The organism is Paenibacillus sp. 01T442 (assembly GCF_056398345.1).
This window is the reverse complement of sequence record NZ_JBFTPF010000003.1, coordinates 1-15435: the sequence shown is the minus strand read 5'-3', so window position 1 is coordinate 15435 and position 15435 is coordinate 1. Positions and strand designations below refer to the sequence as shown.

Annotated in this window: 13 protein-coding genes; 11 read left to right on the top strand and 2 right to left on the bottom strand. The window is 47.0% G+C overall.

Annotated features, from left to right (window positions below):
• The first annotated feature begins 75 nt into the window (after positions 1 to 75).
• The 9 genes from AC1DLM_RS04250 (at position 76) to AC1DLM_RS04210 (ending at position 11927) form a co-directional block, all read left to right on the top strand.
• Positions 76 to 1680, top strand: a complete 1605-nt coding sequence (locus AC1DLM_RS04250; protein WP_441992057.1) for a type 2 periplasmic-binding domain-containing protein — start codon at positions 76 to 78, stop codon at positions 1678 to 1680.
• A 108-nt stretch (positions 1681 to 1788) separates the two neighbouring features.
• Positions 1789 to 2571, top strand: coding sequence for an SDR family NAD(P)-dependent oxidoreductase (locus AC1DLM_RS04245; protein ID WP_477569223.1), 783 nt, complete (start codon positions 1789 to 1791; stop codon positions 2569 to 2571).
• Positions 2572 to 2609: 38 nt separating this feature from the next.
• On the top strand, positions 2610 to 4337 hold the full coding sequence (locus AC1DLM_RS04240; RefSeq protein ID WP_477569222.1) for an IlvD/Edd family dehydratase: 1728 nt from the start codon (positions 2610 to 2612) through the stop codon (positions 4335 to 4337).
• A gap of 53 nt (positions 4338 to 4390) precedes the next feature.
• Positions 4391 to 6829 carry a hypothetical protein gene (locus tag AC1DLM_RS04235; protein ID WP_477569221.1) on the top strand — a complete coding sequence of 813 codons (2439 nt, stop codon included), beginning with the start codon at positions 4391 to 4393 and terminating at the stop codon, positions 6827 to 6829.
• A 198-nt stretch (positions 6830 to 7027) separates the two neighbouring features.
• The gene (locus tag AC1DLM_RS04230) at positions 7028 to 8407 is read left to right on the top strand and encodes an ABC transporter substrate-binding protein (RefSeq protein WP_477569220.1); all 1380 of its coding nucleotides are present in this window, start codon (positions 7028 to 7030) and stop codon (positions 8405 to 8407) included.
• Positions 8408 to 8496: 89 nt separating this feature from the next.
• On the top strand, positions 8497 to 8682 hold the full coding sequence (locus AC1DLM_RS04225) for a twin-arginine translocase TatA/TatE family subunit (RefSeq protein ID WP_477569351.1): 186 nt from the start codon (positions 8497 to 8499) through the stop codon (positions 8680 to 8682).
• A gap of 155 nt (positions 8683 to 8837) precedes the next feature.
• Positions 8838 to 9689 (top strand): amidohydrolase family protein, encoded by an 852-nt coding sequence (locus AC1DLM_RS04220; RefSeq protein WP_477569219.1) that lies wholly within the window; start codon positions 8838 to 8840, stop codon positions 9687 to 9689.
• 23 nt (positions 9690 to 9712) lie between these two features.
• The gene (locus AC1DLM_RS04215; protein WP_477569218.1) at positions 9713 to 10996 is read left to right on the top strand and encodes an aspartate aminotransferase family protein; all 1284 of its coding nucleotides are present in this window, start codon (positions 9713 to 9715) and stop codon (positions 10994 to 10996) included.
• A 28-nt stretch (positions 10997 to 11024) separates the two neighbouring features.
• Entirely contained in the window at positions 11025 to 11927 is a 903-nt protein-coding gene (locus AC1DLM_RS04210) for a fumarylacetoacetate hydrolase family protein (protein WP_477569217.1), read from the top strand.
• A gap of 90 nt (positions 11928 to 12017) precedes the next feature.
• Here AC1DLM_RS04210 and AC1DLM_RS04205 read toward each other — a convergent pair whose 3' ends face one another.
• Positions 12018 to 12575 carry a DJ-1/PfpI family protein gene (locus AC1DLM_RS04205; RefSeq protein ID WP_056609321.1) on the bottom strand — a complete coding sequence of 186 codons (558 nt, stop codon included), beginning with the start codon at positions 12573 to 12575 and terminating at the stop codon, positions 12018 to 12020.
• Positions 12576 to 12724: 149 nt separating this feature from the next.
• Here AC1DLM_RS04205 and thyA point away from each other — a divergent pair, with 149 nt between their 5' ends.
• Both thyA and AC1DLM_RS04195 read left to right on the top strand, forming a co-directional pair.
• On the top strand, positions 12725 to 13519 hold the full coding sequence (thyA, locus tag AC1DLM_RS04200) for a thymidylate synthase (protein WP_477569216.1): 795 nt from the start codon (positions 12725 to 12727) through the stop codon (positions 13517 to 13519).
• Between the two features lie 33 nt (positions 13520 to 13552).
• Positions 13553 to 14032, top strand: coding sequence for a dihydrofolate reductase (locus AC1DLM_RS04195; RefSeq protein WP_477569215.1), 480 nt, complete (start codon positions 13553 to 13555; stop codon positions 14030 to 14032).
• A 246-nt stretch (positions 14033 to 14278) separates the two neighbouring features.
• On the opposite strand, the gene AC1DLM_RS04190 is transcribed toward AC1DLM_RS04195, so the two are convergent.
• Positions 14279 to 14908: a YcnI family copper-binding membrane protein gene (locus tag AC1DLM_RS04190; RefSeq protein WP_477569214.1), complete on the bottom strand. Its 630-nt coding sequence runs from the start codon at positions 14906 to 14908 to the stop codon at positions 14279 to 14281.
• Positions 14909 to 15435 lie beyond the last annotated feature (527 nt).

The window sequence follows — 15435 nt, the reverse complement described above, 5'->3', positions numbered from 1 at the left end:
TGACGGAAGTAAATGGCTTGAAAGTAGTTTCATACGCGTTCTCATTCTTCTAAAACGAACAGGGGGGTCTTTCATTTGAAAACGTTATCAAAAGTAACTACGCTATTATTAGCATCTTCGCTGGTCCTTGTCGCATGCACGAGTTCGAAAGAGGAGGCTTCTAGTTCCCCAACTAACACGGCGGCGACAACGTCGTCGAGCCCAGATGCCAAGAAGGAAAAACTAGACCTGAGTTGGATGGTTATCGCAGATGCAAGCGCCCAACTTCCTTCGGCAGATAAAGACTTCGTGAAGAAAGCGATTGAAGAGAAATTCAATGTCTCACTGAAAATGACCTACTTGCCGTTTGGCCAAGACTATACCAATAAATTGAATACAATGATCGCATCAGGCGACATTCCCGATGTTTTCTACGCAGACGGAGTACCTTCTAATAATTACATCCGTGATGGTGTTGCCAGAGATTTGACGGGGATTGTCACACCGGCCAAAATGCCAAACTACTTCAAAAATTGGGTGTCGGAAGCAACTTTGAAGTCGTATCAGGTACAAGGTGCATTCAAGCGTGCTCCTGTTCCGTACGAAACAAGCTACTACCGTACCTTCTACATTCGGAAAGACTGGCTCGACAAGCTTAATTTGAAAATGCCGACGAACTACGACGAGCTTGTAAGTGTCATGAAAGCTTTTACTTTCAATGATCCAGACGGTAATGGCAAAAACGATACGTATGGTTTTACAGCGGCAGGCGGCGGTGCAAGCATTTCGATGGACTTCCCAGAATTCCTGAAAAATGGCTTTGCGGGTGACACATATGTAGAAAATGATCAGTTCATTGACGTTCGTACCGATATCCGCATGCAAAATGTGCTTACAGATATCAAGGCGCTACTGGACATGAAAGTTGTCGATCCGGACTGGTTCCTGAACAAATACGGCCAGCATTTTGATAAAGCTGCACAAGGTAAAGCGGGTATCGTGATCGGTCAAGGCAGAGACCTTGCCTTCGATAACAATCCGGCTGGATTGCAAATGAAAGCGAAGGCAGCAGGTCAAACAACAGCAGACTGGGAGCCGTTCCATCCGTGGGAAAAAACCGGTACTTGGGTAGAAACGATTCCACAAAATCCGTTCTTGCTCAGCTCCAAAAGCTCAGATGCCAAAGTACAGCGCTCTATTGAAATTCTGGATTGGCTCGCTGGAGAAGAAGGCTTCTTGTTGACGCGTTACGGGAAAGAAAACGTGGATTACAAACGCAATGGGAAAGACATCGAAGTCAATCAAGATGCCTATAAAAAAGACGTTATCGACAATAACAACTTTATTGAAGTGTATGGTTGGTTTACACCACGTAAACCTGAAGTGTTCGGATTGAATATCATTGATCCTAAAATAACCGAGCGAGATAAGAAAATCGTTGAAAAAATCAACTCTTACAAGATTCTTCCGTCGGTGGGTACTGCTCTTACTGTCAAGGAAGGCATGGATATCGGAGCTATGCGCAAACGGATGAATGAACTTCATGTTCAAATCTTGTATAAAGAGAAGGACGCTGCGAACTGGCCGCAATATCGCCAAGAAGTGATGACCAAATTCGGCGGCAAAGCGATTTTCGATAACTATGCTGAGCTTACTTCTGCAGCGAAAGGTAAAACAATCAAGTTCAAATCGGATAATTAATCGAGCTGTTCTTCTAAATCAGCAACTCAGACTGGTGAATGCATAGGAGTGTTCGCCAGTCTGACTTTGCAGGTATGTGAACTACCTAGGGAATGGAGGGCTTCCCGCGTGCGATTGCAAGGAAAACGGGCATTGATTACAGGAAGTGCCAGAGGCATCGGTCAAGGGATTGCACATAAATTCGTGCAAGAAGGGGCGAGTGTCGTATTGCTTGATTACATGGCGGATCAGCTTGAAGCATCTGCTGACACAATCCGAAAGCAAGCCATGGATAGGGGGCAAACCGCTCACGTTGCAACTGTCGTCTGTGATTTGAATGTGTCAGAGCAAGTGGACAAGGCTGCTGAACAAGCGTGGGCTTACTGGGATGGCATCGACATTTTGGTCAATAACGCTGGCATTGCAACACGCGAGTCATTTATCGACATCCCGCTCTCTCGTTGGCAGCAGGTAATCAACATTAATTTGAATGCGGCGTTCCAACTGAGCCAATGGGTGGCGAAGGGGATGATTGCTGGTGGGATTCATGGTTCGATCGTCAATATGGCTTCGAAAAATGGCTTAGCTGGAAGTGCTGTATTGGCCCATTACAATGCATCAAAAGGTGGCGTTGTTTTGCTAACGCAGTCGATGGCTGTTGATTTGGCACAGAATCACATTCGTGTTAATAGCGTTGCGCCTGGCTTCATTGATACACCTCTTGATCGCGAACTGAAGGAGAAATCGGAAGTCACACTCTCATTGACGGAACGAACCCCGATGCGCAGGCTCGGTACCATTGAAGAAGTGGCGAACGCGTTTCTATTCTTGGCATCAGACGAAGCATCTTACATAACGGGCACGACACTTGTTGTGGACGGAGGTCATCTCGCCAATGCTTGTGATTTGTAAACAAACATCGAGATTACGTGCAGGGAGGACTTACTAACATGGCGGATGAAGACAGCATTCTTGAGGTAAATGGTGAAGACAAACTTCGTGGTGACAAATATTTTAACGATACCGGGCTTTGGGGGTTTATCCACCGTTCATTTACGAAGTCCATGGGCTACACAGATGATGATTTGAAAAAGCCGGTCATCGGCATTTGCAACACGTTCAGCGAGTTGAATAAATGCCACTCTCACTTTAGGGAATTGACGGACTATGTGAAGCGTGGTGTCTGGCAAGCCGGCGGTCTGCCCATGGAATTTCCGACTATTTCCATAGGCGAACCCTATGTAAAGCCGACGACGATGCTGCTTCGGAATCTCATGGCGATGGACACAGAAGAAATGGTCAAAGCGCATCCGATTGATGGCGTTGTACTCCTGGGCGGATGTGACAAAACGGTACCTGCGCAGCTGATGGCTGCGGTGAGCGCTAATATTCCAGCGATTGTCCTTACGGGTGGACCGATGCTGAACGGCAAATTAAACGGCCAGACACTTGGCGCCTGCACCGACTGTTATCAGTTTACGCTTGAGCACAAAGCGGGCAATATCTCAGATGAACAACTCACCGTTGCTGAAAATGCCATATGCCGCAGTGATGGTCACTGCATGGTGATGGGGACGGCCAGCACGATGGCGGCGATTGCTGAAGCACTTGGTATGGCACTTCCGGGCTGTGCGGCAATTCCTGCCCCAGATTCCAGGCGACGCCATATGTCTGAGCAGACGGGGAAACAGATCGTGGAGCTTGTCCGTCGTAACATTCGACCTCGTGACATTATTACCAAGGAATCACTGGATAACGCGATTCGAGTGACGATGGCCTGTGCAGGATCTACCAATGCTATCATCCATCTTGTAGCTATTGCTGGACGACTTGGCTACCGGTTACCGCTTGAAAGGTTCGACGAAATTAGCGCAACGACRCCGTTTATCTTGAACGTTCGCCCATCTGGCAAGTATCAGATGGAAGAGTTCTTCGAAGCTGGAGGCGTGCCGTCCCTGATGAAGGAAATTGAACCGCTGCTGAACGGCAACTGTTTGACCGTTACGGGCCAAACGGTGACCGAGAACCTGCGAGGCGTGCGGGTCACTGATCGCGAGCTGATCTATCCGCTCGAGCAGCCTATTGCACCACAAGGCGGGATTGCGGTGCTGCGCGGAAATCTCTCTCCGAACGGTGCGCTAATCAAGCAAACGGCGGTTTCACCGCATCTCAAGAAGCACCGTGGACGCGCCGTCGTCTTCGAATCGCCGGCCGATCTGAATGCACGGATTGACGATCCCGATTTGGACGTCGATGAGAACAGTGTCCTCGTGTTGAAAAATGCGGGACCGAAAGGCGCGCCAGCGATGCCGGAAATCGGGCAAATCCCGATTCCGAAGAAGTTGCTGATGCAAGGGGTGCGCGACATGGTACGCATCTCGGATGCTCGCATCAGCGGTACTTCGTACGGCACCTTGATTGTGCATGTTGCTCCTGAAGCAGCCATCGGTGGACCTCTGGGGCTTGTGCAGAACGGCGATGAAATCGAGCTCGACATCGACATGCGCAAGCTGGAGTTACATGTAGATGAAGATACGCTTCGAGAACGCAAAGCGAAGTGGGAGGCTCCTCCACCTGCCTATGATCGTGGATATGGCCTTCTGTTCCTAGAACGTGTGCTGCAAGCGGATGAGGGCTGCGATTTCGACTTCTTACTGCCGCCAGAGCTTCGCAAGTAGCGATTTACGTAGTTGTCTTACCTATTCCCCTTACGAAGAGGAGTTGTTCAACGATGTTCTTCCTAGATGACAAGAAGGGAAAATCGAATGCGACGAACGTAAGCACCGAGGAGAATCAAACAAATGGTAAGTCGAATGAGGCCATCAGCAGACGTAAAGTTTTGGCCACGATAGGGCTGGGCGGCGTCATGTTGGCTGGCAGTGTCTTAGGCCCTCGACTCGCCTCGGCGGATAACGGGTCATCGAATGACAAAGATGCCAAAGACAGTAAAGACAGTAAAGACAGCGATCGCGTACTGCAAGTTAACAACGTGGCTGAACTAAAGTCACTCCCAATGGGTCAAATGAAGGACGGCCAACATGTGTTCGTTGGCGGTTACAACAAGAGCGGTGACGGAGGCGGCAAGCTGGTTCGGTTTGTAGCGGACAGTACCAAAGCTGACAATGGCGGGACTGTTCACAGGCTGACGAATGGCGGCAATGGACGCGAGCAAAATGATGCAGCCAGGGGAGGCAAACCACCCAAAGGAGAAGGTTGTTTTGAAGTCGTACACCAGGGTGTAGGCGATTTCAGGTGGTTTGGTATTTTCGACAAAAATATAAATGCGGATAATGCGCTGGATGCGTTGATCAATGATCTTTCAATTCATCGTGTCGAAGCGCACTCAGACCTTAATTTCATAAAACGCCATGTGTATCACCGCAGCGATATTGAAATTGATTTCCACGGCTACACAGTCACAACCGAAGGAATCGAACTGAACACGTTGGATAACCCGTTCGGAGCGGTCATGTTTTTCCAAGGTGTCGTAACTGGTGTGACGCAAACGGTTACGTTAACGGAAGATATATCTGAATATTCAGATATATTTGAAGTGGCTGATTCATCGATGTTTGAAGTGGATAGCTGGTGGCACGCGCAGATTAAGAACAACACGGCTGGCGGTGCTCAACGTGAGCTCGATTACCTGATCAAAGTAACCGAAATTTTCGATGCCACCCACGTCAGGTTCAACTATAAGCTCGGTTGGCTGCTTGCAAAGGGGCGTCCGATTACATACAAAAAAGTGAATCCAGCCTTCCGGTGTCATGTACGCAACATGAGTTTCATAGGCATCCCTGTGCCTCCTAACGGCACTAGTCTCAGGCCATTCCCGACATGGGATCAGATCGGTTCAAATCCGGTCGCCTATGAATTCGCCGTTGAATGCGATGCTTCGGGCATCAAGGCTAGCAAAGTGTTCTGGCCGGTCGTCATGCGGAGATACAATACGCATTATGTAACCGAACGCTGTCAATTGATGAACCCCGAAGAACGCGATTGGGGCGGCACTGGCTATTTGACGCAGCAGATCAACGTATTGTATGGGCATATCCGAGATTGCAATACGAGCAATGCACGTCACTTGAATGATTTTACCTGCGCAGCTTATTGTATGGTTGAGAACTGTCATGGCGACGGCGATGAGTACGGTCCGTTCGTCACGCATGGTCAGTACGAGCACGATCTGACGTACATCAACAACTCTGGTTTGTTGTCCTTTGCAAACAGCGGTACGACCTGGGGGGATAGTGCGAAGCGTGTGACCGTCAAGAAGCATATCGCATCGCGAATTGTCGCGAGCAAGCGGTTAACTGACTTGACACTTGAGGATTGCCATGCCGTCGTTACGTACACCAAACCTGGCGTTAAAATGGCGAATTCGGGCTCATTCTGGGTGAACATGGACGGCTTGCAAATGAGAGGCTGTACGGCACAAGAGATGGTGACGATATCCAAAGGCTCCTCGCGTACCAAAAGGAAAAACATCATCGATAGCTGCTCCTTCGGCATGCTGAAAGGCTACGAAATCGCCCGTCCGATCCGCAGTGGAACGACTCAAGTAGGATACACGCCGAGCAATGGTGAACTGACCATCCTCAACAGTGAATTTTACAATATAGAAGATGTCACACTAGGAAGCATCAATAAACTGACCCTCATTAATACGTGGTTCAAAGGACTCCCTCAGGTAGGCGGTACTGTGAAGATTGGTACGCGTGAAATCATCATGCAAGGTGGTGGTCTCGTTGATTGTTGTTTCTTGCTAACAGGAGCTTGGGATAAAGTGGGGGACGTCAACAATCCGAGGAATAAGCCTGACCAATGGATCACCATTGACGGCAGTGCGATATTCAGCGGAGTGAATGGTGAGAAGGCGTTTCTCAAAAGTGTAGATGCTACGAATGTCGTTACTTGGAACTTCGGAAACTGTACAAGTATAGCCTCGGATGCTAGTACAGCACATTTCTCCATTCAAAGTGGAATGAATAAATTGAAAGCGATCGGCTCCCAATTTACGGCAGGGAAGTATGAAGTATCAGCTGACGCTTTCGGCAGCGGTGCCTACTTCTTCATGACTTCTTGCGTGGAAGAAGGCGTCAATCGGACTGCACTTCCAGTAGAAAGTGATACCGTGAAACATAGCGTTGGCAATTTATCGATTTCTTGATAGTAGGCATAAGATTAACAGGCAGAATTAGTAGATTGAAGGGTTTCATCGCATATCCGGTAACGTTATGGTGTGAAACCTTATGTACATTGACATGTGACGGTGGGTCGTTGCTATAATACTAATAACAATGCGGATACAGGAAGTGCCCATGTCTCCTGATCTTGTCAGTGTATCGGATGGAAATGAGGTTTATAGATGGAAAAACGGACAACTCGCAGCTCCTCTCGCACGCGCCTAAGCGAACTCGTCAACACATTGAGAGAAGATATTTTGACAGAAAAGCGGCCGGTAGGGGAATATTTACCTTCTGAGAAAACGTTCGCCGCGGAATACAATTTAAGCAATCAGTCGGTACGAAAAGGGCTGGACGTTCTGGTTGCAGAGGGACTTATTGAGAAAATTCCTCGTGTCGGAACAAAGGTTGTCGGTGCTCCTGAAGGCGCTTTCGTCACTGTGAAGCTTGGCTTCCATAGTTCCGTGACGGATGAGGCGGATATTCATAGACTGCTATCCAGCTTTCAAAAGGAAAACCCACATATCCGCGTACAAGCTGTGCCTACTTCCAGCAATAACTACAGTTATATCAGCGAGTACTTGTCCAGCGGTCTTCTCGACGTGGTCATGATGAACTTTAAGGATTTTCAGGAATGTGTGGAAACGGGTGAAGAAGGGATGCTGGAGCCGACGGAACGGAATCCAGAGCTGTATTCATTTCTATCGGATGCTTTTGTGGCAGAAGGTCGTCAACTCGTACAACCTTTTATTTATTCACCGCTTATTCTTTGCTATAACCGCGAACATTTCCATGAGGCGAACTTGCCGGAGCCAGATAGCAGCTGGCAATGGAAGGATCTGATCACGTATTCGTCAAAGCTGGCGATTCCGAATGAACGCCTCGGTTTTCACTGTGACTTGTATTCGCCAAATCGTTGGCCGCTGCTTCTGTTGCAAACAGGCGGGAAGTTCGAGCGCCATGAAGATGGCAGACTTAAGCTTGCTGGTACAGCTATGATGGATGCGCTTCGCTATTGTGGCGAGATGAAGCACAGTATTCCTTCTTTGTCAGAAGGGATTACAACTGGTGAGTCAGAGCTGCTCCTGGCCAAAGGCAAAGCGTCGATCATCATGACCAGTTACTTCTACTTAAATTACTTGCTTGGTGAGAGGTTGTCCTTTGACATTGCGCCTGTCCCGCATTTTGGTACGCCAATGACGATGCTGCTTAACACGGGACTTGCTGTTAATCGGAAGTCACAAGTGAAGGACGCGGCGGTCAAATTAGTGGAATATTTAACTAGCTATAAGGCCCAACTTTTCGTTCGCCAGCACACATACAGTCTTCCCGCCAGAAAATCTGCCGCAGAGTGGGTAGGGGAAGAGAAACGTTATCTGCCGTCCAGATTTTCACTATTTCGCGAGACGATACCTGGTTTTCGATATTTCACGGATTTAGCTATAAGTGCAAGAGAGTTATCAGAAATCAATCAAGAACTCAAAATGTATTGGGCGGGCTTGGAAACGGAAGAGGTATTGTGTTCTCATATCGAAGAACGTCTTACCGTTAGTTCTGTGTGAGAACAGCTTCCAATCACGATCTTTGTAGGTCAAAAGTTGTCAAACCAGAAGGAGTGAGTTATGTGCCGCATTTTAGTGCTTCAACTATTATGTTACTAATTATAACTGCACTGGTATTGTTCGGTCCCAAGAAACTGCCTGAGTTAGGTCGTGCGTTTGGCAAGACCTTGAGGGAGTTTAAGAAAGGAACCAAAGGCTTCATGGAGGAAGACGAGTCACATCCTTCCCTGCAGTCACGTAAGGATTCCCGTATGGATGAGGACAATAAACACTAAATGATCTCCTTTGAAATAAAGCTATGAAACAGATCGACTCTATGGGGTAACTGCCGGATGGAGTACGGTCTCTTTCCGATGCCATAAAAATGCTATTAAGATGCCAATTAACGCATGTTGGAAGACTATATTTTAGCTAAAAGGCGGTGCAGAAGATGATTTTTGATTGTCATACGCATTTATTTCTTCCCGGTCAAACCAATGGACCCTTCCTAGCTGCGGTAAAACGCAGTTGGGGTGAGCATATGGATATCCTTGCCACTCCGGAGATGCACGAAGAAAATATTCGTTCTTTTGATGGGGCTATCGTACTTGCTTTCGACGCTCCTGCTACCGGCATCCAAGTACCTAATCAGGTTGTTGCTGAGTATGTAGCTAAGCAACGTGGACGATTATTCGGCTTTGCGAGCATCGACCCAAACAGGCCAGCTGCGGCTAGGCTGCTAGAAGAGGCTATCAAGGAATATGGCCTTAGCGGACTTAAGCTAGGTCCGATCTATCAGAATTTTTATCCTGGTGAACAACGTCATTTTGAGTTGTATGCCAAAGCGGATGAATTGGGATTGCCCATTATGTGGCATCAAGGCACGTCTTTTGTACCCGAAGGATACCTCGATGCGTCCAGGCCAGCAGCATTAGATCCGATAGCCCGTGCATTTCCTAATCTGAAAATGGTTATTGCGCATATGGGGCACCCGTGGGTGGATGAATGTATTGCCTTAGTTCGCAAAAATGTCAATATGTATATGGATTTATCAGCATTAGGTTCACGACCATGGCAGTTCTATAACGCACTCGTTTCAGCCATGGAGTATGGTGTCACACATAAGATTTTATTCGGCTCCGATTATCCTTTCTTCAGCACACAACAAACGATTGACGCTTTCCGGAATATTAATCACTTGGTTGAAGGCACGAAGATGCCGCACATTCCAGAGCAGATTATCGAAGAAATCATTCATCGCAACACGCCAGAGATACTCGGCCTGACCACGTCCACCAAATAAATCATTTCCAGGAGGTAAGAGATATGTCAAAGAATATTGAGCTGTATGAGGAGTCGAAATTATACTCACCAGGCGGGGTACATACGTCCATTCGTAACGTGAATCCTATGAAGGTGTTTACGAAAGGTGAGGGCGCTTATATTTATGATGCAGATGGCAAAAAATACATCGATTATCAAGGTGCATTCGGCCCGATTATTTTGGGGCACAGCCATCCTTACGTCAATCGCAAAGTGATTGAAGCTATTGAACGAACGGATTTGTACGGCGTCGGCTGTACGGATCTAGAAGTAGAATTGGCTCGCAAAATTTGTACACACGTCCCATCGTCGGAGCAAGTACTTTTTTGTAATTCAGGATCTGAAGCTACCTATCATGCCATACGCTTAACTCGTGCGATTACTGGTCGTAACAAGCTGATCAAATTTCAAGGCTGCTATCACGGCTGGCACGATTATGTCGCTCGAAACATGCTTAGTTCTTGGGATATGATTGGCAAAAGAGATCCGGGCTCTGCTGGCATGCTAGATGAAGCGATCGATAATACCTTGGTTTGTACATTTAATGATCTGGATGATGTTGAAAGGACCTTCCGCGAGAATAAAGGGCAAATCGCATCGTTGATTGTCGAGCCGATTCCCCATAATATCGGTTGTGTTATGCCGCAGCCTGGCTTCTTGGAAGGGCTTCGTGAGCTTTGTACGGCACATGGTGCACTCCTTATCTTTGATGAAGTGATTACGGGCTTCCGCCATGATATTGGCGGTTATCAGAAGGTTGCAGGTGTTACCCCCGATTTGACAACGATGGGTAAAGCGATGGCGAATGGCTATCCAATCGCCGCTGTAGCGGGTAAACGTGAGTATATGCAGCGTTTCAATACGTACCCAGGTGGGGACGTGTGGTTTGCAGGCACGTATAACGGGCATGCCGTAGGCACAGCCGCTTCGATAGCAACACTTGAACTGATGGAGAACGAACCGGTGCATGAGCATATTTTCCGATTGGGCGAGAAGATGCGTTCGGGCATACGTGGCATTCATGAACGACTTGGCATCGAGGCTTATGTGGCAGGTTTCGGTTCCGTATGGACGACATATTTCATGAAGAGCGAGCCGAAGAACTACTCGGATTTGCAGCAAAATGATGCAGAGCTATACGTAACCTATCGTAAGAAGTTGATCGAGAAGGGCATCTTCAAAATGCCGATGAACATTAAACGCAATCATATTAGTTATTCTCATACCGATGAGGACGTCGACACAACACTTACGATCATCGAGTCCGTGTTGAAGGAACTTGTTTAATTAATCTAAAGATAGGAGGATACGGCACATGAAATTCCTTTCGTTTCTTCATAAAGGTGACTACCGATTAGGTGTCAAAATAGAGCAAGGTGTGGTCGATGTTGTGGCGGCACTCTCCGCAGTTACGGAAGAGAAAGCAATTCCGACAACCATCCATGAGGTTATTTATGGCGGTGCCGAGGCTTTGAACCATCTGCTTTCATTTATAGAATGGGTCCTTGTTTCGGATGCAGATCAAACCGCTTATCTATTGGATGAATCTACATTAACCCTTGGACCATGCGTCATGCATCCGAATAAAATCATATGCGTGGGACTTAATTATCGCAGACATGCGGAGGAAACGAATGCACAAATCCCGCAATTTCCTATTCTGTTCAACAAGTTCAATAACGCCTTAGCGAGTCATGGGGAGGACATTTCGTTACCTAAGGTTTCGGAGAAAGTGGATTATGAAGCGGAATTAGCCATTGTCATTGGTAAAACAGCGAAATATATTTCGAAGGAACAAGCACTTTCTCACGTCTTTGGGTACTGTAATGCGAATGATTTGTCTGCCCGCGATTTACAGGTAAGGACGCAGCAATGGCTATTGGGGAAATCGTGTGATCAATTTGCGCCTATCGGTCCTTATGTTGTGACAGCTGATGAAGTCGGCAACCCGAACGATCTTGAGATTAAAACGGTTGTAAATGGAGAGGTAAGGCAGCATTCGAATACATCGGATATGATCTTCCATTGCGATGAAATCGTCAGCTATATTTCACAGCATATGACGTTAATGCCAGGAGATATCATTTTAACAGGGACACCTGAGGGTGTTGTTTTAGGCTATCCGCCTGAGAGGCAGGTATACTTGAAAGATGGAGATATCGTGACGATTGAGATTGAGAAGCTCGGAGCACTGACCAATCGGATGGTGGCGGAGTAAGAGGAGTTTTGACAAAACGGGACTGTTCCACAAGTAGTGTAAACTACTTACGAGACAGCCCCGTTTCTTTATGTCATCTATGTAGTTCGATTAGGCCAATAATTTCAAGAATTCCCGCATGAATCCTGGTAAATCCGGCCAAGCATGACCGCTGACGAGCTTCCCATCGACATGCAGCGTATCAGTTGTATACGTCGCGCCAAGCGCTTCTACATCCAAGCGACATGCGTTATACGCTGTCAACGTGCGACCCTCGAAGAGGGAGCGGTCCTTCAGAGCGGCGAATACTTGCGCACCATGGCAGATGGCACCGATCGGCTTATCCGCTTCAAGGAAATGCCGAAGGATGCGTGGAACATCTTCACTCGAACGAATGTATTCAGGAGCTCTGCCGCCAGGAATGATGAGCCCATCGAACTGGCTAGGATCAACATCGGCGAAAGCGACGTGGGAGGGGAGAAGATGTCCTGGTTTCTCGGTGTACGTTTCCCAATCTTCAACAAAGTCGTGAACGACGGTACGAAGTACTTTCTTCGTTGGAGATGCGATAACGGCCTCGTATCCCTCTTCTAGTACACGGTAGTAGGGATAGTACACTTCCAATACTTCAACAGCATCACCAGTTAAAAATAAGATCCTTTTGGACACGATATCACTCCTTGGAAATAGATGGTAATCCATATTTAATTATGAACAAAACTGGTTTTCTTGTATACGGGTGGAATTTGAGATGAATTGTCGAATTAGATGATGTTATAATAAGAAATAATGTCGAAAGCGTGGGGAATGATTGAATTATGAAAGCTTATTTAGAACTGCTTAAGGATGTCTTAGATCAAGGTGTTGAAAAGGGAGATCGCACGGGAACAGGAACGATTTCTGTTTTTGGGCGTCAGATGCGAATCAACCTGAGCGAAGGGTTCCCTCTTTTAACAACGAAGAAGCTGCATATCAAATCCATTGTTCATGAACTGCTGTGGTTCATAAGCGGCAGCACGAATGTCCAATATTTGCGCGATAACGGTGTTACGATCTGGGACGAGTGGGCGGACGAAGACGGAAATCTTGGCCGCGTATACGGTGCACAGTGGCGTACATGGCTTGCGCCTAATGGGCAAATTATTGATCAAATCGAGAAGCTGATTCACCAAATCAAGACGAATCCAGATTCTCGCAGACACTTGGTTAGCGCTTGGAACCCTGCTGAAGTGGATCACATGGCGCTGCCGCCGTGCCACTATGCGTTTCAATTTTATGTAGCGAACGGTCGTTTATCGTGTATGTTCCAAATGAGATCCGTGGACACGTTCTTGGGTCTGCCCTTTAATCTGGCGTCGTATGCCCTGTTAACCCATATGATTGCTCAGCAGTGCGATCTCGAAGTGGGGGATCTGATCTGGAACGGCGGCGATGTACACATTTATCAGAATCATGTTGAACAAGTGAATAAACAGTTAGTGAGAGAGCCGCAAGAGCTGCCAACGCTTCATATCAAAAGGAAGCCAGCTTCCATTTTCGACTACCAATTCGATGATTTTGAATTTCTTAACTATACACCACTGCCGGGCATTAAGGCCCCGATTGCGATATAAGGAAGTTATTGTAACGAAAGGAGTGTTCGCCGTATGAGTATCTCATTTATTTTTGCCATGGATCGTAACCGCGCCATTGGCGTCAATAATAAGCTGCCTTGGCATCTGCCAGGCGATCTGAAATTTTTCAAAAACGTGACGATGGGGCACCCCATCCTGATGGGACGCAAAACGTACGAGTCCATCGGCAAACCGCTGCCCGGAAGACGAAACGTTATTCTCACTCAGAATACCGCGTACCAAGCCGAGGGCTGCGAAGTTATTCACTCGGTAGATGAAGCGATCGAGACGTTCCGTGAACAGGAGCTGTTCGTCATCGGCGGAGCAGAGATCTTCAAGCTATTTGCCTCCCATGTGAATCGGATGTACATCACTTACATCGAGGATGAGTTCGAAGCGGATACCTTTATGTCGGAACTCGACTTGTCCAATTGGACCTTGGTATCATCTGAGCTGGGCGAGCGGAACGAGAAGAATCCGTATGAGTACTATTTCCGGATTTACGAGAGATAAGGTTCTCAGACCTAGTCCTCTGGGGCTGTCGGGCAATGAGATGATTTCACATGATGAAACCGAGTCGAAATAGATGTACTTTTTACAGGTAATTTAGCTAATAAGCTACGTCACACATGCAGTTGCACAGACGTCTATCGAATGTATCATCCGATGGACGTCTTTTTCTGGTTGTATCGCGAAGCAAAAAAGGACTGCCCACAAGGAACACCTTGTGAACAGCCCTTTAAACCAATGAAACCGTTACTACTTACGTTTTCTTACCAACGATACGATCAATGCAAACGCGCCAAGCACCACAGCAGCAATGGACAGGTACAGCGATGTGTTTGATTCTGAACTATCTCCAGCAGAAGCTGTGCCAGCCGTTACATTCCCGTGACTATCCGTTGTCGCACCTGCGGCAGCTTTCGCTTTAACGGTAGTGACAGAAGCGGGTTTGTCCGAGCCATTCGCCCCAACCCATTCCACGACAGAGCCGTCCTTGTAAGTTTGGTAGGCTTTCCAGATGATTTGAGTAGCGGTATCAGCCACTTTACCTTGCATGCTGAAATCACCGAATTCAGTTGCTCCTAGACCATCGCCCGTTGCAGTCCAAGTAAYGCCAGTGATTTTGCCAGCAGCATCCTTGGCGATGTCGTACTTCCAACCTGCTTTAGGTTCAAAACGAGAAACAGCTACGGAATCAAGCGGGAATTTGATTTCGACCTTAACTGTCGCAATGTCCTTCTCGGAAGGTACACGTACAGTGAAAACTTCATAGCTGCCTTGCGTAGCTTCTTTGGGATATACAACGACATGAGCACTTGCGATCCCTACGAGAAGCATGGATGCGATCATCATCGAACTTACGGTTAACATAAACTTTTTAAACATGGAATTATATTCCCCTTTCAATCTCAACTCTTATCATGTTGTCCATGTTACCTGATCGACAATCATAAGAGTATGACTCGACTGGGCTATTTTTTCGACTAGTTTTGTCCAAATCGTAGCATTTTTGTGACTCATGTCATAAGTCGTCTCTATTTTTGGATAAGGGCGTGATGATGTGTGACATGCTGGCTGCGAGTAGAGAGGGAGTAGAAGTAGTGTGGTTAGTTGAGTAACTAGATTTTCAAATAAATGTAAAATATACAGTTAATTCCGCTGATTTTCATGAGATTTAGTGAATAGATGGAAAAAGTCCATCTAATTTGAGTGGAATTAGTAGTTTGGTGGATTTTAAAAGAAATTAGCTGTAGGAAATCCATCTATTGCTCGCAAATAGCGAGAATCAACAAAAATAACAACATAAAATCCATTTAATTTGTTTGTGGCGGGTGGAGGAAGGTTTGGCGGTAGAAGTAGAAGTAGAAGTAGAAGTAGAAGTAGAAGTAGAAGTAGAAGGTAGAAGTAGAAGT